The following is a 20,671-nucleotide window of genomic DNA, read 5'->3' as shown; positions in this document are numbered from 1 at the left end:
CCATGAAGATCCTGATCAAGAACGGCCGGGTGATCGACCCGGCCTCCGGCCGAGACGAGCAGGCCGACGTGGCGATCGCCGCCGGTCGCATCGTGGGCCTGGGCAGCGTGCCGGCCGACTTCCCGGCCGCCCGCACCATCGACGCCAGCGGCTGCGTGGTCGCGCCCGGCCTGGTCGACCTGGCCGCGCGGCTGCGCGAGCCGGGCGCCGAGCAGAAGGGCATGCTCGAGAGCGAGCTCAACGCCGCGGCCGCCGGTGGCGTGACCAGCCTGGTCTGCCCGCCCGACACCGATCCGGCGCTCGACGAGCCCGGCCTGGTCGAGATGCTGAAGTTCCGCGCCCGCAAGCTCAGCCTGTGCCGGCTGTTTCCGCTGGGCGCGCTGACCCGCGGCCTGAAGGGCGAGACGCTGACCGAGATGGTCGAGCTGACCGAATCCGGCTGCGTCGGCTTCTCGCAGGCCGAGGTCGCCATCCGCGACACCCAGGTGCTGCAGCGGGCGATGCAGTACGCCTCGACCCACGGCTACACCGTCTGGCTGCGGCCGCAGGACTACTGGCTCGGCAAGGGGGTCGCCGCCAGCGGGGGCATGGCCACGCGCATGGGCCTGTCGGGCGTGCCGGTGGCGGCCGAGACCATCGCGCTGCACACCATCTTCGAGCTGATGCGCATCACCGGGGCGCGCATCCACCTGTGCCGCCTGTCGAGTGCGGCCGGGGTCGAGCTGGTGCGCCGTGCCAAGGCCGAAGGCCTGGCGGTCACCGCCGACGTGAGCATCAACTCGTTGCACCTCACCGATGTCGACATCGGCTACTTCAACTCGTCGATGCGCGTGACCCCGCCGCTGCGCCAGGGCCGTGACCGCGACGCGCTGCGTGCCGGCCTGGCCGACGGCACCATCGACGCGCTGGTCTCCGACCACACGCCGGTCGAGGGCGACGCCAAGACGCTGCCCTTCGCCGAGGCCGAGCCGGGGGCCACCGGGCTGGAGCTGCTGCTGAGCCTGGCGCTGAAGTGGGGCGCCGACCAGGGCCTGGCGCTGGCGCCGACGCTGGCCCGCGTGACCTGCGACCCGGTGCGCGTGCTCGGGGATGCGCTGGGTTCGCTGTCCTCCAGCGCCGGCCGCCTGGTCGAAGGCGGGGTGGCCGACCTCTGCGTCTTCGACCCGAAGAGCACCTGGCCGGTCACGCCCGACGCGCTCAGCAGCCAGGGCAAGCACACCCCGTTCGCCTTTGCCGACACCGGCATGGCACTGCCTGGCCGCGTGCGCACGACGCTGGTGGCGGGCACGGTCGCCTACGACCGTGGCTGACGCCCGGAGCCGCCGGTGATCCGCTCGGCCCATGGCGTGGCCCGCCTGCTGGCGGTGGTCGCGCACGTGTTCCACGGCGTCTGGATCGCCGCGCGCCATTTCGGGCCGTCCAGCGAGGAGGCCCACCGCCACCGCCTGATCACCTGGTGGTCGGCGGGGCTGCTGCGGCGCCTGGGCGTGCGGCTGGGCAGCGAAGGGGCCTGCCCCGACGGGGGCCACCTGCTGGTGGCCAACCACGTGTCGTGGCTGGACATCATCGCGGTGCATGCGGTCTGCCCGCACGCCCGCTTCGTCTCCAAGGCCGACGTGAAGCGCTGGCCGGTGCTGGGCTGGCTGATCGGCGCGGCGGGCACGCTGTTCATCGAGCGCGAAAGCAAGCGTGATGCGCTGCGGGTCGTGCACGAGATGGCCGCCGCGCTGCAATCGGGCCAGACCGTGGCCGTGTTCCCCGAGGGCACGACCTCCGACGGTGCCGCGGTGCTGCCTTTCCACGCGAACCTGCTGCAGGCCGCGGTGACCACGAACACCCCGGTCCAGCCGCTGGTGCTGCGTTATGCCGAACCGGGTCACGCGGTGAGCCCGCGGGCGGCCTACATCGGCGACACCAGCCTGCTGCAGAGCCTCTGGTGGATCGCCACGGCCCGCGAGCTGACGGTCCATGTCCGACTGCTGCCGGTGGTCTCGACCACCGGCCTGGAGCGGCGAGCCCTGGCGCGGACCCTCGAGGAGCGCATCGCTGCCGTGTTGTCCCACCCTGACCGGAAGCGCTGACCATGATCTACAAGTTCAAGTCCAAGGCCGCTGGCGACGTCATCATGACCGCTCCCGTGGGCGATCGCCTGCTGGGCCTGATGGGCCGCGAGCCGGCGCCCCGGGGCATCTTCCTGCCCGAGCACATGCCCGGGCTGATCGAGGCGCTCGAGGCCGCGATCCGCGGCGAGGAACAGGCGGTCCGCGAGGCGGCCGCGCTGGCCGCGCAGGAGGGCCGTCCGGCGCCCCGGCCGCCGGAAGTGTCCCTGCGCCAGCGGGCTTGGCCGCTGATCGACATGATGCAGCGCGCCCGCAGCGCGGACCGCGACATCGTCTGGGGCGTCTGAGCGCCCCGGTGCCCGACACCTCGAAGCCAGGAGACCCACCGATGAAGCTCACCAGCACCAGCCTGACCGACGGCCAGCCGATCGCCGAGCGCCTCGCGGCCGGCCGGCCCGACGCGTCGACCACCGTCACGTTCTCCGACAACCTCAGCCCGGCGCTGGCCTGGACGGACGTGCCCGAAGGCACGCGCAGCTTCGTGCTGATCTGCCACGACCCCGACGTGCCCAGCCGCGGCGACGACGTCAACCAGCCCGACCGCGAGGTGCCGGCCGATCTGCCGCGGGTGGACTTCTTCCACTGGGTGATGGTCGACCTGCCCGCCAGCCTGCGTGGCCTGGCCGAAGGCGAGTTCAGCCGGGGCTTCACCGCCCGCGGCAAGCCCGGCCCGGCCACGCTGCACGGCGCCCGCCACGGCCTGAACGACTACACCGGCTGGTTCGCCGGCGACGCCGACCGCAGCGGGCCGTACCACGGCTACGACGGGCCGTTCCCGCCGTTCAACGACAGCCTGCTGCACCACTACGTCTTCACCCTGCACGCGCTCGACCTCGAGCGCTGCCCGGTCGACGGCAGCTTCACCGGACCCGAGGTGCGCGCGGCCATCGCCGGCCATGTGCTGGCCGAGGCCTCGCTGACCGGCACCTACACGCTCAACGCCCGCCTGCGCGGCTGAACGCCACATGCCCTACAGCCGCACCACCCGCATCCTCGCGATCCGCCACGGCGAGACCGCCTGGAACGTGGACACCCGCCTCCAGGGCCAGCTCGACATCCCGCTCAACGACCGGGGGCGCTGGCAGGCCGCCCGCCTGGGCGCGGCGATGGGCGAGGAGCGACTCGCGGCGCTCTATGCCTCCGACCTGCAGCGTGCCCGCGACACCGCGCTGGCGGTGTCCGGCCGCACCGGCCTGCCCGTGCAGCAGGACGAGGGGCTGCGCGAGCGCCGGTTCGGCTGCTTCCAGGGGCAGACGGTCGAGGAGATCGCCGCCCGCCACCCCGGCGACGTGCAGCGCTGGCGCCAGCGGGATCCGGATTTCCGCCCGGACGGCGCGGAGACGCTGCGCGAGTTCCACCAGCGCTGCGTCGACACCGCCTCGCGCCTGGCGCAGGCCCATGCGGGCGAGACCATCGCGCTGGTGGCCCACGGCGGGGTGCTGGACTGCCTCTACCGCGCCGCCACCGGCATGGCGCTCGAGGCGCCGCGCACCTGGCAGCTCGGCAACGCCAGCATCAACCGCCTGCTCTGGACCGACGGCGTCTTCACGATGGTCGCCTGGGGCGACACGACCCACCTCGAGACCGAGCCGACCCTCGACGAAGCCGGCGACGGCGGACGCGACCCGGGCTGAGCCGACCCGGCCCGACTCACTCGTCGAACAGATCGGCGCCGGCCTGTCCAGGAATGCCGCCCCCCTTGGGCGGGGTGACCCCCAGGTGCCGGTAGGCCGCCAGCGTGGCGATGCGCCCGCGCGGCGTGCGCTGCAGGAAACCCTGCTGGATCAGGTAGGGCTCGATCACGTCCTCGATCGTGCCGGCGTCCTCGCCGATCGCCGCGGCCACGTTGTCCAGCCCGACCGGGCCGCCGTCGAAGCGGTGCACCACCGCCTCCAGCAGCTTGCGGTCCATCACGTCGAAGCCGCGCGGGTCGACGTCGAGCATGGTCAGCGCCAGGTCGGCGATCTTCTTGACGATGCGGCCGTCGCTCTTGACTTCGGCGTAGTCGCGCACCCGGCGCAGCAGCCGGTTGGCGATGCGCGGGGTGCCGCGCGAGCGGCGCGCCACTTCCATCGCCCCTTCGTCGTCGATGGGGGCGTTCAGCAGGCCGGCCGAGCGCCTGACGATGCGAGTGAGCTCCTCGGCGCTGTAGAACTCCAGCCGCGCGACGATGCCGAAGCGGTCACGCAGCGGATTGGTCAGCATGCCCGCGCGCGTGGTCGCGCCCACCAGCGTGAAGGGCTGCAGGTCGAGCTTGATCGAGCGCGCCGCCGGGCCCTCGCCGATCATGATGTCGATCTGGTAGTCCTCCAGCGCCGGGTAGAGGATTTCCTCGACCACGGGCGACAGGCGGTGGATCTCGTCGATGAACAGGACGTCGTTGGCTTCCAGATTGGTCAGGATGGCGGCGAGGTCCTTGGGCTTCTCGAGCACCGGGCCGCTGGTCTGGCGCAGGTTGACGCCCAGTTCGGCGGCGATGATGTGGCTCAGCGTCGTCTTGCCCAGGCCCGGCGGGCCGAACAGCAGCACATGGTCGAGCGCCTCGTTGCGCTTGCGCGCCGCGCCGATGAAGATCTCCAGCTGCTCGCGCGCCTTGGCCTGGCCGACGTACTCGTCGAGCAGCTTGGGGCGCAGCGCACGCTCCATCGCCTCTTCCTGCGGGGTGGCGGGGGCCGCGCTCACCACGCGGCGGGACGACGGGCCGGGGAGGGCGGCGACGAGGTTGTCGGTCTGGATGGCCATGCGCGATTATGGGCGGCGCGGGTCCGCGGCAGCGTCAGGCGTTCAGCGCGCCAGGGCCTTCAGCGCCTGCTTGATGCCGTCGCTGACGCCGATGTCCGCCGGCAGCGCCTTGACGGCGGCGGCCGCTTCCTTCTCGTTGTAGCCCAGTGCCATCAGCGCCTGGGCGATGTCGGCCTGGGCATCGGTGTGGATCACCGCACCGGGCAGCGCCAGATCGGGGCCGAGCTTGCCCTTGAGCTCGAGCAGCAGGCGCTCGGCGGTCTTCTTGCCGATGCCGGGCACCTTGACCAGCCGGCCGACCTCCTGGGTGCTCACCGCCTGAGCCAGCTCGCCGGCGCTCAGGCCCGACAGCACGGCCAGGCCGATGCGCGGGCCGATGCCGGTGATGCGGACGAGCTGGCGGAAGGTCTCGCGCTCGGCCAGCGTCAGGAAGCCGTAGAGCAGCTGCGCGTCCTCGCGCACGACGAAGTGCGTGTGCAGCGACACCCGCTCGCCCAGGTGGGGCAGGTTGCAGAAGGTGCTCATCGGCACGTCGACTTCATAGCCGACACCGTTCACATCGATGAGCACCAGGGGTGGCGATTTTTCAGCCAGGGTGCCGGTCAGTCGTCCGATCATGGGGCGCGATTATGGGGCGCCCCCGCCCGGGCTCCGGCGGACACGGCCGTTCAGCGGCGGAACAGGCCCAGGCGCTGGGCTTCCAGTGCGGCCTCGGCGCGCGAGCTCACGTTGAGCTTGCGGTAGATCTGCTTGACGTAGTCGGCGATGGTGTGGCGGCTCAGGCCCAGCTGCACGCCGATCTCGGGCAGCGTGAAGCCCTTGGCCACACGCAGCAGCACCTCGCGCTCACGCTCGGTCAGCTGCACATTGGGCATCAGCAGGTCGGTCGTCGAGGCCGGCTGCTGGAACTGCGGGCGGTTGGCCTGGGCGGAAAAATAGGAAATCATGCGCCGCGCGATCGACGGCGACAGCGGCGGCTCACCCTGGCTGATGCGCTGCAGGTGCTCCATCAGCTGCTCGCGCGGCTGCTCCTTGAGCAGGTAGCCATAGGCACCGGCCTGCAGCGCGGGGAAGAGGTGGTCGTCGTCGTCGTGGATGGTCACGACCACCGACTGCGCGTCCGGCTGGGCCTCGCGCAGCGCCTGCACCACCTTCACGCCGGAGCCGTCGGGCAGGCCCAGGTCGATCATCGCCAGGTCGAAGCGCTGGGCCGTGACCTGCTGCAGCGCGTCGTGCACCCGGGCCGATTCGACGACGGTCGCACCCGGGAACACCTGCAGCACCAGGGCGCGCAGCCAGGCGCGGATTTCGGGCAGGTCTTCAAGCAGCAGTATCTGTTTCATCTTCTCTCCTGGGGTGGCGGTCGTCAGGTGCCGCCGCACATCAAAATCTAGTGTGAGGGAAGAATCGCTCCGCATGGCGGGTGTCGCCGTCGCCGGTTCCCCCGCGCGTGGAACCGTGCAGGCACTCCTGCACGCTTCGTCGACTTTCGTGCGCCCTGGGCCTGGTGCGGCCGGCTCAGAGTGGCAGGGTCAGGCGGATCGTCGTGCCATAACCCGGGCCCGATTCCACCAGGCACTGGCCCTGCAGCTGCTTGGCCCGCCCCTTCATCGTCGACATGCCGTGGCCCCGGTCGAGCTTGCCGTCGAGCTCCATCGGGATGCCCTTGCCGTTGTCGGAGATGATCAGCTCGAAGTCGTTGGCCTCCAGGCGGATCGAGATCTCGCAGTTGGAGCCGCCGCTGTGCTTGAGCACGTTGCTCACCGCCTCGCGCAGGATGCGGGTGGTCTGCACATAGGCCCGTGCGCTCAGCGCCCGCTCGCTCATCAGCAGGTCGTCGGGGGTGTCCCAGGCCAGCTCGACCCCGCCCTGCGACAGCCGCATCATCACCTCGCTGCGCCAGTCGCCGATCGCGTCGCCGAGCTGCACGGCCCGGCCGGTCAGGCCCCGCACCGACAGCCGCATCTCCTCCAGCGCCTCGCGGGCCAGCGTGGCGATGCGCTCGCTCTCGCTGGTGTGCACGATGGTCAGCAGCTTGGCGCCCAGGTCGTCGTGCAGGTCGGCGGCGATGCGCTTGCGCTCGCGTGCGGTCACCTGCTCGACCCGCAGCTCGGCCATCTGGCCGAAGTTCTGCTCCATGTCGGCCTGCACGTCGTGGGCGCGGCGCTCGGCCATCTGGCGGGCCTGCTCGGCGGCCTGCAGGGCGCTCTGGAACAGCAGCTGCATGCGCCAGACCATGCCGGCGAACATCGTGATCAGCAGCACGCTGATCGCATGCTTGCCCACCAGCAGCACCGGTCCGTCGGGTAGCAGCCACTCCGACAGCAGCGTCACCGCACCGGCCATCAGCGCCGTGGCGCCGACCCAGAAGTCGGGGCGCGACAGCGCCCAGGCCCGGTGCAGGAAGGCGCCGATCGTCACCAGCATCTCGATGGCCAGGATCATGAACCAGGGGGGCGCGACCATGTGCAGGCGCTCGGGCCCGGCCACCAGCAGGCTCAGCGGCACGACCAGGCACTGCAGCGCCATCGACAGCTCCAGCCCCGACAGCCTCAGGCCGCAGTAGCGCAGCAGGAACAGCATGCCCGCCACCGCCACCGGCGGCACGACGGTGCTCATCAGCCACTGGGTCCACAGCGGTGGCAGGGGCAGCGTGGCCCCCAGCATCAGCGCGCAGACCAGCGCCCAGCCCAGGCTGGCGGCACCGAAATAACCCAGGTAGGGCAGCTGGCTGGCCACACCCAGGCCCAGCGCCGCCAGGCCCACGCAGGCCACGACGGTGGCCAGCGCCATCGTGGCGCTGACGTTGAAGGCCTGCTGGTGGCGGCGCATCTGGTCGAGCGTGCGGTAGTCGCCCATCAGCACCGGGGAGACCAGGCCGGCGTGGCTGGCCGAGACGACCTGGGGCACCCCGTGGGCGGCCAGCTGCAGGTCGAGCTGGTTGCGTCCGGCGTGCAGCAGGTCGGCGGGCAGCGCGACCAGGATGGGCTCCAGGCAGTCGGCCGCATCGGGGGCGTTCAGCCGGCCCCGCTCGAACATCAGGCGGCCGTTGAACCAGATCCGTGCCGCCCCGCAGATCTGCTCGAAATACACCCCGCTCAGCCCGGAGCGGGGGTCGGCCGCGGCCTTGAGGTCCAGGTTCCAGCGGAACCAGAGGGTCTGCTCCGGGGGCAGGCTGCGGGTCTGCCGGAAGGGCAGCTGCACCAGCGTGGTCGATCGCTCCAGGGCCTGCCCGCCGGTGGTGGTGACGATCTGCTGGGCGTGCTGCATGCGCAGCAGGGCCGTGGCCGGGGCGGGAGACCACCAGTGGGTGGCCCATGCCCCCACCAGCACCAGGGCCAGCACCAGCGCTCCCCAGCGGGCGGGGTGCAGCGCTGCGACCGCCTTTTCCAGCAGGGTCAGCAGCCGGCGGCGCGGCGCGGGGGGTGAATCAAGGACGACGGTGTCGGGCACGTGTGGGCATCGGTTGAGGTGGCGGGCAGCACTTTTTGATTCTGCCGGAGCGCCTTGCCCCGGCCGGGCCCGGCACAATCGAGTTTTTGGCCAAGGCCAGTAACTTCACACGCTTGCTTTGATCCTCCGACACGCTTTCACCGCCCCCGACAACCTGAGTCTGTCCCGTCTGTGCGGTCCGCTCGATGCCCACCTGCGCAGCATCGAGGTGGCGCTCGCGGTCCAGATCCGCCGTCGCCACGGGTCCTTCCAGGTCGAGGGGGAGCGTGCGGCGGCCCAGCAGGCGATCGACCTGCTGCAGCACCTCCACGAGCGCGCCGACCGGGAGATCGATCCCGCCGAGCTGCAGCTGACGCTGGCCCAGCTGATGAGCCCCGGGGCGCCGGCGCCGGGGCAGTCGCCCGCCGGAGCGGGACCGGAGCTCGTGCTCAGCACCCGCCGGCCCGACCTGTGCGGCCGCACCGCCAACCAGGTGAGCTACCTGCAGAACATCCTGTCGCACGACATCACCTTCGGCATCGGTCCGGCGGGCACCGGCAAGACCTTCCTGGCCGTGGCCTGCGCGGTCGATGCGCTGGAGCGCAACACGGTGCAGCGCATCGTGCTGACCCGCCCGGCGGTGGAGGCCGGCGAGCGGCTCGGTTTCCTGCCCGGTGACCTGGCTCAGAAGGTGAACCCCTACCTGCGCCCGCTGCACGACGCGCTGCACGACCTGATGGGGCCGGACCGTGTCAGCAAGGCCTTCGAGAAGGGGCTGATCGAGATCGCCCCGCTGGCCTTCATGCGCGGGCGCACGCTCAACCACGCCTTCATCATCCTCGACGAGGCCCAGAACACCTCGCCCGAGCAGATGAAGATGTTCCTGACCCGCATCGGCTTCGGCAGCCGCGCCGTCATCACCGGCGACCTCAGCCAGGTCGACCTGCCGCGCGGCCACCTCAGCGGGCTGCTCGATGCCGCCCGGGTGCTGCGCCATGTGCACGGCATCGCGATGACCCGATTCACCGCCACCGACGTCGTGCGCCATCCGCTGGTCGCCCGCATCGTCGAGGCCTACGACGCCGCCAAGGCGCTTTCCTGATGAAACCCGAACTCAGTCTGTCGCTGCAATTCGCCGACCCCCGCCACCGCGCCGTGCTGCCGCGCCACAAGGTGATGCGCTGGGTGCGCGCCGCCCTGGAGCTGCCGGGCGAGATCACGGTGCGCATCGTCGGGGCCGACGAGGGCCTGGCGCTGAACCGCGACTACCGCGGCAAGGACTACGCCACCAACGTGCTGACCTTCGACTACACCCAGGAGCCGGTCGTCAGCGCCGACCTGGTGATCTGCGCCGAGGTGGTCGAGCGGGAGGCGAAGGAGGCCGGCAAGGACCTGGTCGCCCATTACGCCCACCTGCTGGTGCACGGCACGCTGCACGCCCAGGGCTACGACCACGAGGACGACGAGGAGCAGGCCGAGATCATGGAGGCGCGCGAGCGCGAGGTGCTGGCCGGCCTCGGTTTTGCCGATCCTTATGCCTGAGGCCCCGGACCCCCACCTCTGGCTGGAGGACGTCACGGGCGAGGCGCCGCTGGCCTGGGTGCAGGCGCACAACGCCCGCACCAGCGCCGAGCTGACGGCGCGCCCCGAGTACCTCGAGTTCCGGCCCCGGCTGCTGGCGCTGATGGATGCGCCGCAGCGCATTCCCCATGTGCGCCGCGTCGGTCCGCAGTTCTACAACTTCTGGCAGGACGCCGGGCACCGGCGCGGCCTGTGGCGGCGCACGACGCTGGACTCCTACCGCCAGCCGGCGCCCGACTGGCAGCCGGTGCTCGACCTCGACGCCCTGGCGGCGGCCGAGGGCGAGAACTGGGTCTGGCACGGTGCGGTGTTCCTGTCGCCCCGCCCGGGCGGGGACTGGCGGCGCTGCCTGGTGCGCCTGTCGCGCGGCGGTGCCGACGCCGTGGTCGTGCGCGAGTTCGATGTCGTGACCGGGGCCTTCGTCGCTGGCGGCTTCGAGCTGCCCGAGGCCAAGAGCGAGGTCGACTGGCTGGACGAGGACACGCTGCTGGTGGCCACCGACTTCGGCCCCGGCACGCTGACCGATTCGGGCTATCCCCGCGTGGTCCGGCGCTGGTCGCGCGGCACGCCGCTGTCCGCGGCGGTGACGGTGCACGAGGGCGAGTCCGGCGACGTCTCGGTCTGGGCCCGCCACGACGACACGCCCGGTCACGAGCGGGTGGTGTTCGGCCGTTCGCTCGATTTCTACACCTCCCGCATGTGGCTGCAGGCCGGTGATGGCCGCCTGCTGCCGCTGCCCAAGCCCGACGACGCCAGCCTCGGCCTGCACCGCGAGTGGGCGCTGCTCGAGTTGCGCAGCGCGCTGGTCACCGACGACGGACACACCCATCCGGCGGGCTCGCTGCTGATCGCCCGGCTGGACGATCTGCTGGCCGGCCAGCCGGCCTGGACGGCGCTGTTCGTCCCGACCCCGACCTGCTCGCTGGGTGGCACGACCTGGACCCGCGACCACCTGCTGCTGAACCTGCTCGACCAGGTGGCCAACCGGGTCGAGGCGTTGCGCCTCGTCGACGGCGCGTGGCAGCGCCGCGCGATCGACCTGCCCGGCCCGGGCGCGCTGGGCATCGCCGCGCTGCACGAGCCCCACCTGGTCGATGACCCGCTGGCCGAGCACTGCTGGGTCACCTACACCGACTTCCTGACGCCCGATTCGCTGATGCTGGCCCGGGCCGACCAGGCCGGCGTCGAGGTGCTCAAGCAGCGCCCGGCCTGGTTCGACACGGACGGCATGCGGGTCGAGCAGCGCCACGCCACCAGTGCCGATGGCACCCGGGTGCCGTATTTCGTCATCTGGCCCCGTGGCGTCGAGCCCGATGGCGACAACCCGACGCTGCTGTACGGCTACGGCGGGTTCGAGGTCTCGCTGCAGCCCTGGTATTCGGCCGGCTTCGGCCTGGCCTGGTACGGGCGCGGCGGGGTGCTGGTCGTCGCCAACCTCCGCGGGGGGGGCGAGTTCGGCCCCGCCTGGCACCAGGCCGCGATCCGCGAGCACAAGCAGCGCAGCTACGACGACTTCATCGCCGTGGCGGAGGACCTGGTGCGCACCGGCGTGACCCGCCCGGCCCGGCTGGGCATCATGGGCGGCAGCAACGGCGGCCTGCTGGTCGGCGCGGCGATGACCCAGCGCCCGGACCTGTTCGGTGCCGTGGTCTGCCAGGTGCCGCTGCTGGACATGAAGCGTTACCACCTGCTGCTGGCCGGGGCGTCGTGGATGGCCGAATACGGCAACCCGGACGTGCCGCAGCAGTGGGCCTGGATCGAGCGCTACAGCCCTTATCAGCACGTCCGTGCCGACGTGCGCTACCCGCGGGCGCTGTTCACCACCTCGACCCGCGATGACCGGGTCCATCCCGGGCACGCCCGCAAGATGGTGGCGCGGCTCGAGGCGGCGGGCCACCCGGTGCTCTACTTCGAGAACATCGAGGGCGGTCACGGCGGTGCGGCCGACAACGAGCAGCGGGCCCACCTGCAGGCCCTGGAGTTCGCCTACCTCTGGACCGAGCTGTCGGCCCCGGCCGCCGGCTGAGGCGAGGAGGCCGCCGCCACCTGCTCCAGCAGCCAGCGGTGGGCGGGCTGGGTGTCGTGGCGGCGGTGCCAGACCATGTGGATCAGCAGCGGGGCCAGGCGCAGCGGCAGCGGCCGGCTGACCAGGGCCTCGGCCGCGCCGATCACCGACAGGTAGGCCCGCGGCAGCACCGTCAGCAGGTCGGTCGCCGCGATCACCAGCCCGGCGGTGTAGAACTGGTTCACCGCCAGCACCACCCGCCGGCTGCGCTGCATGCCCACCAGCACCTCGTCCACCACGCCGTGGGCCCGGCCTGAAAAGCTCACCAGCAGGTGCTGCGCCGCGCAGTAGGCCTCGAGCGTCAGCGCCTCCTCCCCGGCCAGCGGGTGCCCCCGTCGCATCACGCAGACGTACTCACTTTCCTCCAGCTGCCGCTGGCGCAGCGGTGCCGAGCTGCCCAGGGTCACCATGCGGGTGACCAGTTCGGGAAAGTGGCCGATCGCCAGGTCCGCCTCGCCCCGTTCCAGCAGCGTGCTGGGGTCGCGCATCAGCAGCGGCAGCACCCGCAGGTCGACCATCGCCTGGCTGGACTCCAGCCGGCGCAGCAGCACCGGCAGCAGCCGGGCGGCCACCGCATCGGCCATCGCCAGCCGGCCGGTGAGCGGCTGGGTCCGCGGGTCGTAGGTCGTCGGCTCGAACGCGTCCCGCAGATGGGCCAGCGCGACCCGCACCTCCGGCCAGAGCGCCTCGGCCCGGGCGGTCGGCACGACCCCCTGCGCACCCCGCGTGAACAGCGTTTCGCCGACGGTCTCGCGCAGTCGGCGCAAGGCATTGCTGACGGCCGGCTGGGTCATCGAGAGCTGCTCGGCCGCACGGGTGAGGTTGCGTTCGGCCATCACGACGTCAAAGACCCTCAGCAGATTGAGGTCGAGGGTGCGGAAGTTCATGGCTCAAGTCATTCATGTCCTGAATGATGATGATTCACAAGACCTGCTATCTGTATATCTAGGGTTATCCCTAGAATCACGTCCATCAAGGGTTTTCCCTAAGGAGTTCTGCAATGGCCATGATCATGGTTCCCTTTCATCCTGCTGCCCAGTCCGGCGCCATGCCCGGAGCCCGCTTTTTCGGCAACGCCTTCGCTGCGCTGCTGAAGGGGGCCGATCAGGCCGTGCAGGCGATCTTCCACGCCGCACCGGTGGTGCGTGAGCCGCAGACGGCCGGCGAGCTGATCGAGTGGGCCCAGGCCTACGAGAAGTCGCAGCCGTCCTATGCCGCCGACCTGCGCGCCGCCGCGCGGGCCGTGCAGATGCGCGACGACGCCGCTTCGGCTGGCGCCCGCTGAATCCCCCCGTCACCGACAGGAGTACAGATCATGATGAGTCAGACGTTTCCGATGGGTCACCGCGCCCTCCACGCCCCGGTGTGGATCGGCCGGGTGTTCGGTGCCGTCAACCGCTACCTCACCGAGGTGGGTGAGCACCGCGCACGTCGCGAGCTGGAATTCGCGGCCCGCCGCTGCGAGCACACCAACCCCGGTCTGGCCGAAGACCTCCGCGCCGCGCTGCGCCGTCCCTGAAGACAAGAAGCCTGCCGGTCACCCGGCAGGCTTCTTTCATCGGGCGGGCCGCAGGATCAGGACGCCAGCTTGGCTTCGATCTTCGCCTTGGTCGCCGTCAGTTCGGCCGGCAGGTGGTAGGCCAGCTGCTCGAACAGGTCGCCGTGCAGCTTCATCTCCTGCTGCCAGGCGGCGTGGTCGATGCCGATGACGCTGTTGAACTGCGCTTCGCTGAAGTCCAGGCCCGACCAGTCCAGGTCGCCGTAGTTCGGGCTGACGCCGAAGATGTTCTCGCTGCCCTGGGCCTGGCCCTCGATGCGGCCCAGCATCCACTGCAGCACGCGCATGTTGTCGCCGTAGCCCGGCCACACGAACTTGCCGTCCGCCCCCTTGCGGAACCAGTTGACGCAGTAGATGGCCGGCAGCGTCGCGCCTTCGGCCTTCAGCTTGGCGCCCAGGTTCAGCCAGTGCTGGAAGTAGTCGCTCATGTTGTAGCCCATGAACGGCAGCATCGCGAACGGGTCGCGGCGCACGACGCCCATCTGGCCGGCGGCCGCGGCGGTCGTCTCGGAGCCCATCGTGGCGGCCATGTAGACGCCTTCGACCCAGTCGCGGGCTTCGGTCACCAGCGGCACGGTGGTCGAGCGGCGGCCACCGAAGATGAAGGCGTCGATCGCCACGCCGGCCGGGTTGTCCCACTCGGGGTCGAGCGCGGGGTTGTTGCCGGCCGCCACGGTGAAGCGGGCGTTCGGGTGGGCGGCGGGGCGCAGCTTGCCGTCCGGCAGGCGGGCGGTCTCCGGCGTCCAGTCCTTGCCCTGCCAGTCGATCAGGTGCGAGGGCAGCTCGTCGGTCATGCCTTCCCACCACACGTCACCGTCGTCGGTCAGCGCGACGTTGGTGAAGATGACGTCACGGTCCAGCGAGGCCATGCAGTTCGGGTTGGTCTTGAAGTTGGTGCCCGGGGCGACGCCGAAGTAGCCCGCCTCCGGGTTGATGGCGCGCAGCTTGCCGTCGACCGGCTTGATCCAGGCGATGTCGTCGCCGATGGTGGTGACCTTCCAGTCGCCCAGCTCGGCCGGCGGGATCAGCATGGCGAAGTTGGTCTTGCCGCAGGCGCTCGGGAAGGCGGCGGCGACATGGCTCTTCTTGCCTTCGGGCGAGGTCACGCCCAGGATCAGCATGTGCTCGGCCAGCCAGCCCTGGTCACGGCCCATCGTCGAGGCGATGCGCAGCGCGAAGCACTTCTTGCCCAGCAGCGCGTTGCCGCCGTAGCCCGAGCCGTAGGACCAGATCTCGCGGGTCTCGGGGTAGTGGACGATGTACTTGGTGGTGTTGCAGGGCCAGGTCACGTCGGCCTGGCCGGCTTCCAGCGGCGCACCCACGGTGTGCACGCAGGGCACGAACTCGCCGTCGATGCCCAGCACGTCGTACACGGCGCGGCCCATGCGGGTCATGATGCGCATGTTGACGGCGACATAGGGGCTGTCCGACAGCTCGATGCCGATGTGGGCGATCGGCGAACCCAGCGGGCCCATCGAGAAGGGCACGACGTACATCGTGCGGCCCTTCATGCAGCCCTTGAAGAGGGCGTTCTCACCCGTCTGCAGCAGGGTGCGCATCTCGGCCGGGGCCATCCAGTTGTTGGTCGGGCCAGCTTCTTCCTTCACCTTCGAGCAGATGAAGGTGCGGTCTTCCACGCGAGCCACGTCGCTCGGGGACGAGCAGGCCAGGTAGCTGTTCGGGCGCTTGACAGGATTGAGCTTCCTGAAGGTGCCCGCATCGACCAGCTGCTGGCACAGGCGGTCGTATTCCTCGACGCTGCCATCGCACCAGTGGATGGCGGACGCCTGCGTCAGGGCGGCCATCTCGGCGACCCAGGCGATCAGCTTGGCGTTCTTGACGAAGGAGGGTGCGTTGACGTCAACGCCGGCCATGGCAGGGTGGTTCATCGGGGAGGCTCCAGAGTAGAAAAAGGCATCTCGGAAGCGTTCGGGAAGAGCGCTTTCGACATGCCTGAAATCAGTGTAGAGGCCGCCCTCCCGGGATTACAAAGTGATTACATGCGTTTTTTGCATGACCTGCAGCTGTGTTGCGCCTGCATGGCGGGTTCTCCGCCCGCGGGCATTCAGGTGCGGGATAGGGTATCCCCTCAGGGGTGGAGCTGGGTGGCGATCCAGGCCAGTGCCGCGATCGGCGCCGTCTCGGAGCGCAGCACCCGGGGGCCGAGCCGGGTCGGCAGCGCGCCGGCGGTGCGCAGGCGGTTTTCTTCGTCCGGGCTCCAGCCGCCTTCGGGGCCGCTGTAGAGCGTGAGGGTCTGGCGCGGGGCCTGCCACTCGTTCCATCGCTGCGGCAGCGATCGTGCCTCGGCCAGGCTGAGGATCCAGTGGGCGTCACCGGGCTGCGCTGGACCGTCCTGCTGGCGCAGCACCTGCTCCAGCGTGCGCACCGGTCGCACGACCGGCACCCGGGTGGCGCCGCACTGTTCGGCGGCGGCGGCGGCGGCACCCTGCCAGTGGTCCCGCTTCTTGTCCGCCCGCTCGCCGCTCAGGCGCAGCACCGAGCGCTCGCACAGCGTCGGCTGGATGACTGCCACGCCCAGTTCGCAGGCTTTTTCGATCAGCCAGTCGAAGCGGTCGTTGGCCGGCATGCCGGCCACCAGCGTGACCTGCAGCGGCAGCTCCACCTCGCGCTCGACATGGCGGCCGACCTCGACCTCCACGTCCTGGCGGCCCATGCGGAGGATCTCGGCCTGCCACTCGCCACCCGTGCCGTTGAACAGCAGCAGCGGATCACCGGGTTGCAGCCGCAGCACCTGGGCGTGGCGGGCGGCGCCGGCCGGCAGCTTGAAGCTCAGGCCGGTGCAGAGCGTCTGGGTCGGGTCCAGATGAAAGCGTGCAGCCATCGCGTCAGGCCCGGATGCGCCGCACCAGGGCGGTGGTCGAATAACCGTCGACGAAGGCGATGGACCGCGAGGTGCCGCCCCACTGGCGCACGAGCCGGGTCTCCTCCAGCGTTTCCATGTCGTAGTCGCCGCCCTTGACGTAGAGGTCGGGGCGCACGTCCTTCAGCAGCTCGCACGGGGTGGACTCGTCGAACAGCACCACCAGGCTGACGCTGTCGAGCGCGGCGAGCACGCAGGCCCGGTCGGCCTCGGCATTGAGCGGGCGGTCCGGGCCCTTGCCCAGCGTGCGTGCCGAGGTGTCGCTGTTGAGCCCGATCACCAGGCTGGCCCCCAGCGCACGGGCCTGGGCCAGGTAGCTGACGTGGCCGCGGTGCAGGATATCGAAGACGCCGTTGGTGAACACCAGCGGCCGGGGCAGGTGGGCCAGGCGCCGTGCCAGCTCGTCGCGCCGGCACAGCTTGGTCAGGAAAGCGGGAGGGGGCAGGGCGCTGTCGATCATGCGCGGATTGTCGCCTCAGCCCGGGCCTCAGGTGCCCGGCAGCGCCCGGCGCAGCTGGATGGCCTCGGCGACATGGCCCAGTTGGGTGTCTTCGCTGTTCGCCAGGTCGGCGATCGTGCGGGCGACACGCATCACCCGGTGCACGCTGCGGCCGGACCAGCCCAGTCGCCGGGCGGCGGCGTGCAGGAAGTCGGCCGCGGCGCCGGTGGCCTGGATGTGGGTGTCGAGGTCGGCGCTGCCCAGGTCGGCATTGCTGCAGCCCTGGCGACGGAACTGGCGCTCGCGCCCCTGCGCGACCCGCGTGGCCACGGCCTCGCTCGGTTCGCCGTCCGGGGCCCGAGCCAGCGCGGCCGGATCCACCGCCAGCACCTCCACCCGCAGGTCGATGCGGTCGAGCAGCGGACCCGACAGGCGCGACTGGTAGCGGTGCACCGTGTCCGGGCTGCACCGGCAGCTCTGCAGGGCCGAGCCCAGCTGTCCGCAGGGGCAGGGGTTCATGGCGGCCACCAGCTGGCAGCGGGCCGGGAACTCGGCCTGCCGGGCGGCGCGCGAGATGGTGATGCGCCCGCTCTCCAGCGGTTCGCGCAGGGCTTCCAGGGCCGCGCGCGGAAATTCGGGCAGCTCGTCGAGGAACAGCACCCCCAGGTGGGCCAGCGAGACCTCGCCGGGGCGGGGCGGAGAGCCCCCGCCGACCAGGGCCACGGCGGACGCGCTGTGGTGCGGACTGCGCAGCACCCGTTGTCCCCACCGCTCCGGCAGGAACTGGCCCGCCAGACTCAGGATGGCGGCCGATTCCAGCGCATCCGCCTCCGAGAGCGCGGGCATCAGCCCCGCCAGGCGCTGCGCGAGCATGGATTTGCCCGTGCCCGGCGGGCCGACCAGCAGCAGGCTGTGCGATCCGCTGGCCGCGATCTCGAGGGCCCGCTTGGCGCTGGCCTGCCCCTTGACGTCGCGCAGATCGGGTGGGCCCAGCTGGTGTTCCGGCGGCCTGGGTTCGGGCCGGGGCAAGGGGGTCGGGTGCTCGCCCGGACCGAAGGCCTGCACCAGATCGAGCAGGTGGTCGGCGTAGCGCAGGGGGTGCCGGGGCACCCGGGCGGCCTCCTGTGCACTGGCCCGGGGCAGCACGAGGCAGCGGGGTGCGTGGCTGCGCTGCAGCGCCAGGGTCATGGCCAGTGCGCCCCGCACCGGGCGCAGGTCACCGCCCAGCGAGAGTTCGCCGGCGAATTCGTAGTCCTCGAGCGCACCGGCCTCGATCTGGCCTGCTGCGGCGAGGATGCCCAGCGCGATCGGCAGGTCGAAGCGCCCGCCTTCCTTGGGCAGGTCGGCCGGGGCCAGGTTGACCGTGATGCGCTTGTTGTGCGGGAAGGTCAGGCCGCTGTTCTGCAGCGCGGCCCGCACGCGCTCGCGGGCCTCCTTGACCTCGGTGTCGGCCAGCCCGACCAGCGTGAAGCTGGGCAGCCCGTTGGCCAGATGCACCTCGACGGTGACTTCCGGTGCCTGCAGGCCCAGCAGCGCGCGGCTGTGGACGATGGCCAGCGACATGAATTTCTCCCTGCACCGAGCGGAACACGGTTCATCGGAGGAATTCTGCACAGATGCGAAGCGGGCGCGTCTCCCTCTGATGGGGGTTGCACGAATGTGGTGCACTGGGTGGCGCCGCTCTTGGTGCGTGCGGACCATTTCGGTTCGTGCGGCGCTCCACTGGAGGGCGTGTCCCGCGGCGTGTTTCCCGTGCCAGTGGGTGGCATGGAAGCTGCAGAACAGCTTCACGGATCACTCAACAACCAGCACGCGGTGATCGATCCGATCAATGCGTGGGTGGTGACAGCACACACTCGATTCGTCGCAAGCGGTCGGGGTTCCATCCTGAAAGGGAAACATCATGAAAATGGTCACGGCCATCATCAAGCCGTTCAAGCTCGACGAAGTGCGCGAAGCCCTCAGCAGCATCGGCGTTCAGGGCATCACCGTCACCGAAGTGAAGGGTTTCGGCCGTCAGAAAGGCCACACGGAGCTCTACCGTGGCGCCGAGTACGTGGTCGACTTCCTGCCGAAGGTGAAGGTCGAGGCCGCCGTCGACGATTCGATCGTCGACCGGGTCATCGAGGCCATCGAGGGTGCGGCCCGCACCGGCAAGATCGGTGACGGCAAGATCTTCGTCACTTCCCTGGAGCAAGTCCTGCGCATCCGTACCGGCGAGACCGGCAAGGACGCACTCTGATTCCGCCGAGCAAGAACGAGACAACCATGCTGAAAAAATTCCTCGCGACTCTCGCACTGGGTCTGGCGGCATTCGGCTTTGCCGAGACCAGCTTCGCCCAGGCCGCGTCCGATGCGGCCTCCGCGGTGGTCGAGGCCGCTTCTGCCGCCGCCCCTGCGATGGAGGCGGCCTCCGAGGCGGCCGCTGCCGCCGCCCCCGTCATCAACAAGGGTGACACCGCCTGGATGATGCTGTCCACGCTGCTGGTCATCCTGATGACCGTACCGGGCCTGGCCCTGTTCTACGGCGGCCTGGTGCGCGCCAAGAACATGCTGTCGGTGCTGATGCAGGTGATGGTGACCTTCTCGCTGATCGTCGTGCTGTGGGCCATCTACGGCTACAGCCTGGCCTTCACCGAGGGCAATGCCTTCTTCGGTGGCTTCGACCGCCTGTTCATGAAGGGCCTCTGGGACAACGTCGCCGGCACCTTCGTGCCGGCCGCGACCTTCAGCAAGGGCGTCTACATCCCCGAGATCGTCTTCGCCGCCTTCCAGGCGACGTTCGCCGGCATCACCTGCTGCCTGATCGTCGGTGCCTTCGCCGAGCGCATCAAGTTCTCCGCGGTGCTGCTGTTCACGACGCTGTGGTTCACGTTCAGCTACGCGCCGATCGCCCACATGGTCTGGTACTGGATGGGTCCTGATGCCTATGCCGCGGCCGACGTGGTCGACGCGATGAACGCCAAGGCCGGTTTCATCTGGCAGATGGGCGCGCTGGACTTCGCTGGCGGTACCGTCGTGCACATCAACGCCGCCGTGGCCGGTCTGGTGGGTTCCTACATGGTGGGCAAGCGCCTGGGTTACGGCCGTGAAGCCTTCACCCCGCACTCGCTGACGCTGACCATGGTCGGTGCCTCGCTGCTGTGGGTGGGCTGGTTCGGCTTCAACGCCGGCTCCGCCCTCGAGGCGAACAGCTTCGCCGCCCTGGCCTTCATCAACACGCTCTTCGCCACGGCTGCCGCCGTGCTGGCCTGGTGCCTGGGCGAGTCCCTGACCAAGGGCAAGGCGTCGATGCTGGGTGCCGCCTCCGGTGCCGTGGCGGGTCTGGTGGCCATCACCCCGGCCGCCGGCAACGTCGGCATCGTCGGTGCGCTGATCATCGGTCTGCTGGCGGGCTTCGTCTGCCTGTGGGGTGTCTCGGGCCTGAAGAAGATGCTGGGCGCCGACGACTCGCTGGACGTGTTCGGCGTGCACGGTGTCGGTGGCATCCTGGGTGCGCTGCTGACCGGCGTGTTCAACTCGCCGAACCTGGGTGGCCCGAGCGCGGTGGCCGACTGGGTGACCGTGGGCATGATCGCTCCGGACGCCTACTCGATCGCCAGCCAGGTGCTGATCCAGGCCAAGGCCGTGCTGATCACCGTCGTCTGGTCCGCCGTGGTCTCCGTGATCGCCTTCAAGCTGGTGGATCTGGTGGTGGGTCTGCGCGTGACCGAAGAGGAAGAGCGCGAAGGTCTGGACATCAGCTCGCACGGCGAGACGGCTTACCACCGGTAAGCACGGACGCTTTGTCGTCGAAGGGCCGCCTCGTGCGGCCCTTTTTGCGTCTGGCGCCGCCGGGCGTCGGCTTCGTTCC

General features: G+C 70.5%; 21 protein-coding genes. 12 read left to right on the top strand and 9 right to left on the bottom strand.

Translation table 11 applies throughout. The features are described 5' to 3' along the window. Nucleotides 1-2 precede the first annotated feature (2 nt). Genes C7444_RS15925 through C7444_RS15905 form a run of 5 tightly spaced genes read left to right on the top strand, consistent with a single transcriptional unit; the run spans nt 3 to nt 3,754 of the window. On the top strand, nt 3-1,310 hold the full coding sequence (locus tag C7444_RS15925) for a dihydroorotase (RefSeq protein WP_110401841.1): 1,308 nt from the start codon (nt 3-5) through the stop codon (nt 1,308-1,310). Between the two features lie 15 nt (nt 1,311-1,325). Beyond that, nucleotides 1,326-2,081, top strand: a complete 756-nt coding sequence (locus C7444_RS15920) for a lysophospholipid acyltransferase family protein (RefSeq protein ID WP_245909597.1) — start codon at nt 1,326-1,328, stop codon at nt 2,079-2,081. 2 nt (nt 2,082-2,083) lie between these two features. Then, nucleotides 2,084-2,407, top strand: a complete 324-nt coding sequence (locus tag C7444_RS15915) for a DUF1840 domain-containing protein (RefSeq protein ID WP_110401840.1) — start codon at nt 2,084-2,086, stop codon at nt 2,405-2,407. Nucleotides 2,408-2,448: 41 nt separating this feature from the next. Continuing rightward, nucleotides 2,449-3,078: a YbhB/YbcL family Raf kinase inhibitor-like protein gene (locus C7444_RS15910; protein WP_110401839.1), complete on the top strand. Its 630-nt coding sequence runs from the start codon at nt 2,449-2,451 to the stop codon at nt 3,076-3,078. A 7-nt stretch (nt 3,079-3,085) separates the two neighbouring features. Then, on the top strand, nt 3,086-3,754 hold the full coding sequence (locus C7444_RS15905; RefSeq protein WP_110401838.1) for a histidine phosphatase family protein: 669 nt from the start codon (nt 3,086-3,088) through the stop codon (nt 3,752-3,754). A gap of 16 nt (nt 3,755-3,770) precedes the next feature. On the opposite strand, the gene ruvB is transcribed toward C7444_RS15905, so the two are convergent. From ruvB to C7444_RS15885, 4 genes are all read right to left on the bottom strand, one after another. Beyond that, on the bottom strand, nt 3,771-4,862 hold the full coding sequence (ruvB, locus tag C7444_RS15900) for a Holliday junction branch migration DNA helicase RuvB (RefSeq protein ID WP_110401837.1): 1,092 nt from the start codon (nt 4,860-4,862) through the stop codon (nt 3,771-3,773). Between the two features lie 42 nt (nt 4,863-4,904). Continuing rightward, entirely contained in the window at nt 4,905-5,480 is a 576-nt protein-coding gene (gene ruvA / locus C7444_RS15895) for a Holliday junction branch migration protein RuvA (protein ID WP_110401836.1), read from the bottom strand. Between the two features lie 50 nt (nt 5,481-5,530). Then, the gene (locus C7444_RS15890; RefSeq protein WP_110401835.1) at nt 5,531-6,205 is read right to left on the bottom strand and encodes a response regulator; all 675 of its coding nucleotides are present in this window, start codon (nt 6,203-6,205) and stop codon (nt 5,531-5,533) included. Between the two features lie 175 nt (nt 6,206-6,380). Then, complete coding sequence (locus C7444_RS15885) at nt 6,381-8,315, bottom strand: sensor histidine kinase (protein ID WP_110401834.1); 1,935 nt, start codon at nt 8,313-8,315, stop codon at nt 6,381-6,383. A 118-nt stretch (nt 8,316-8,433) separates the two neighbouring features. Here C7444_RS15885 and C7444_RS15880 point away from each other — a divergent pair, with 118 nt between their 5' ends. The 3 genes from C7444_RS15880 to C7444_RS15870 are packed head-to-tail and all read left to right on the top strand — an operon-like array spanning nt 8,434 to nt 11,901. Next, entirely contained in the window at nt 8,434-9,396 is a 963-nt protein-coding gene (locus C7444_RS15880) for a PhoH family protein (protein ID WP_110401833.1), read from the top strand. After that, nucleotides 9,396-9,836 (top strand): rRNA maturation RNase YbeY, encoded by a 441-nt coding sequence (gene ybeY, locus C7444_RS15875; protein WP_110401832.1) that lies wholly within the window; start codon nt 9,396-9,398, stop codon nt 9,834-9,836. Before C7444_RS15880 ends, ybeY begins: the two co-directional genes overlap by 1 nt. Then, entirely contained in the window at nt 9,829-11,901 is a 2,073-nt protein-coding gene (locus C7444_RS15870) for a prolyl oligopeptidase family serine peptidase (RefSeq protein ID WP_110401831.1), read from the top strand. Before ybeY ends, C7444_RS15870 begins: the two co-directional genes overlap by 8 nt. Here C7444_RS15870 and C7444_RS15865 read toward each other — a convergent pair. Continuing rightward, entirely contained in the window at nt 11,862-12,827 is a 966-nt protein-coding gene (locus C7444_RS15865) for a LysR family transcriptional regulator (RefSeq protein WP_110401830.1), read from the bottom strand. The genes C7444_RS15870 and C7444_RS15865 overlap by 40 nt on opposite strands. Before the next feature lie 119 nt (nt 12,828-12,946). On the opposite strand from C7444_RS15865, the gene C7444_RS15860 reads away from it, so the two are divergent. Together C7444_RS15860 and C7444_RS15855 are read left to right on the top strand one after the other, a co-directional pair. After that, on the top strand, nt 12,947-13,225 hold the full coding sequence (locus C7444_RS15860; protein ID WP_170130776.1) for a hypothetical protein: 279 nt from the start codon (nt 12,947-12,949) through the stop codon (nt 13,223-13,225). A gap of 33 nt (nt 13,226-13,258) precedes the next feature. Beyond that, on the top strand, nt 13,259-13,459 hold the full coding sequence (locus tag C7444_RS15855; protein ID WP_146219411.1) for a hypothetical protein: 201 nt from the start codon (nt 13,259-13,261) through the stop codon (nt 13,457-13,459). A gap of 56 nt (nt 13,460-13,515) precedes the next feature. Here C7444_RS15855 and C7444_RS15850 read toward each other — a convergent pair whose 3' ends face one another. The 4 genes from C7444_RS15850 to C7444_RS15835 all read right to left on the bottom strand — a co-directional run bounded on the left by C7444_RS15850 (nt 13,516) and on the right by C7444_RS15835 (nt 18,381). Then, complete coding sequence (locus tag C7444_RS15850) at nt 13,516-15,387, bottom strand: phosphoenolpyruvate carboxykinase (GTP) (RefSeq protein ID WP_110401827.1); 1,872 nt, start codon at nt 15,385-15,387, stop codon at nt 13,516-13,518. Nucleotides 15,388-15,587: 200 nt separating this feature from the next. Beyond that, nucleotides 15,588-16,340: a 16S rRNA (uracil(1498)-N(3))-methyltransferase gene (locus C7444_RS15845; protein WP_110401826.1), complete on the bottom strand. Its 753-nt coding sequence runs from the start codon at nt 16,338-16,340 to the stop codon at nt 15,588-15,590. A gap of 4 nt (nt 16,341-16,344) precedes the next feature. After that, nucleotides 16,345-16,839, bottom strand: a complete 495-nt coding sequence (gene rfaE2, locus C7444_RS15840; protein ID WP_110401825.1) for a D-glycero-beta-D-manno-heptose 1-phosphate adenylyltransferase — start codon at nt 16,837-16,839, stop codon at nt 16,345-16,347. 27 nt (nt 16,840-16,866) lie between these two features. Next, on the bottom strand, nt 16,867-18,381 hold the full coding sequence (locus tag C7444_RS15835) for a YifB family Mg chelatase-like AAA ATPase (protein WP_110401824.1): 1,515 nt from the start codon (nt 18,379-18,381) through the stop codon (nt 16,867-16,869). Nucleotides 18,382-18,721: 340 nt separating this feature from the next. On the opposite strand from C7444_RS15835, the gene C7444_RS15830 reads away from it, so the two are divergent. Together C7444_RS15830 and C7444_RS15825 are read left to right on the top strand one after the other, a co-directional pair. Beyond that, on the top strand, nt 18,722-19,060 hold the full coding sequence (locus C7444_RS15830) for a P-II family nitrogen regulator (protein WP_110401823.1): 339 nt from the start codon (nt 18,722-18,724) through the stop codon (nt 19,058-19,060). A gap of 29 nt (nt 19,061-19,089) precedes the next feature. Then, nucleotides 19,090-20,592, top strand: coding sequence for an ammonium transporter (locus C7444_RS15825; protein ID WP_375136939.1), 1,503 nt, complete (start codon nt 19,090-19,092; stop codon nt 20,590-20,592). The last annotated feature ends 79 nt before the right edge of the window (nt 20,593-20,671 follow it).

Source organism: Sphaerotilus hippei, from assembly GCF_003201595.1.
Classification (GTDB): Bacteria; Pseudomonadota; Gammaproteobacteria; order Burkholderiales; family Burkholderiaceae_C; genus Sphaerotilus; species Sphaerotilus hippei.
This window is presented reverse-complemented; position numbering and strand designations above follow the sequence as displayed.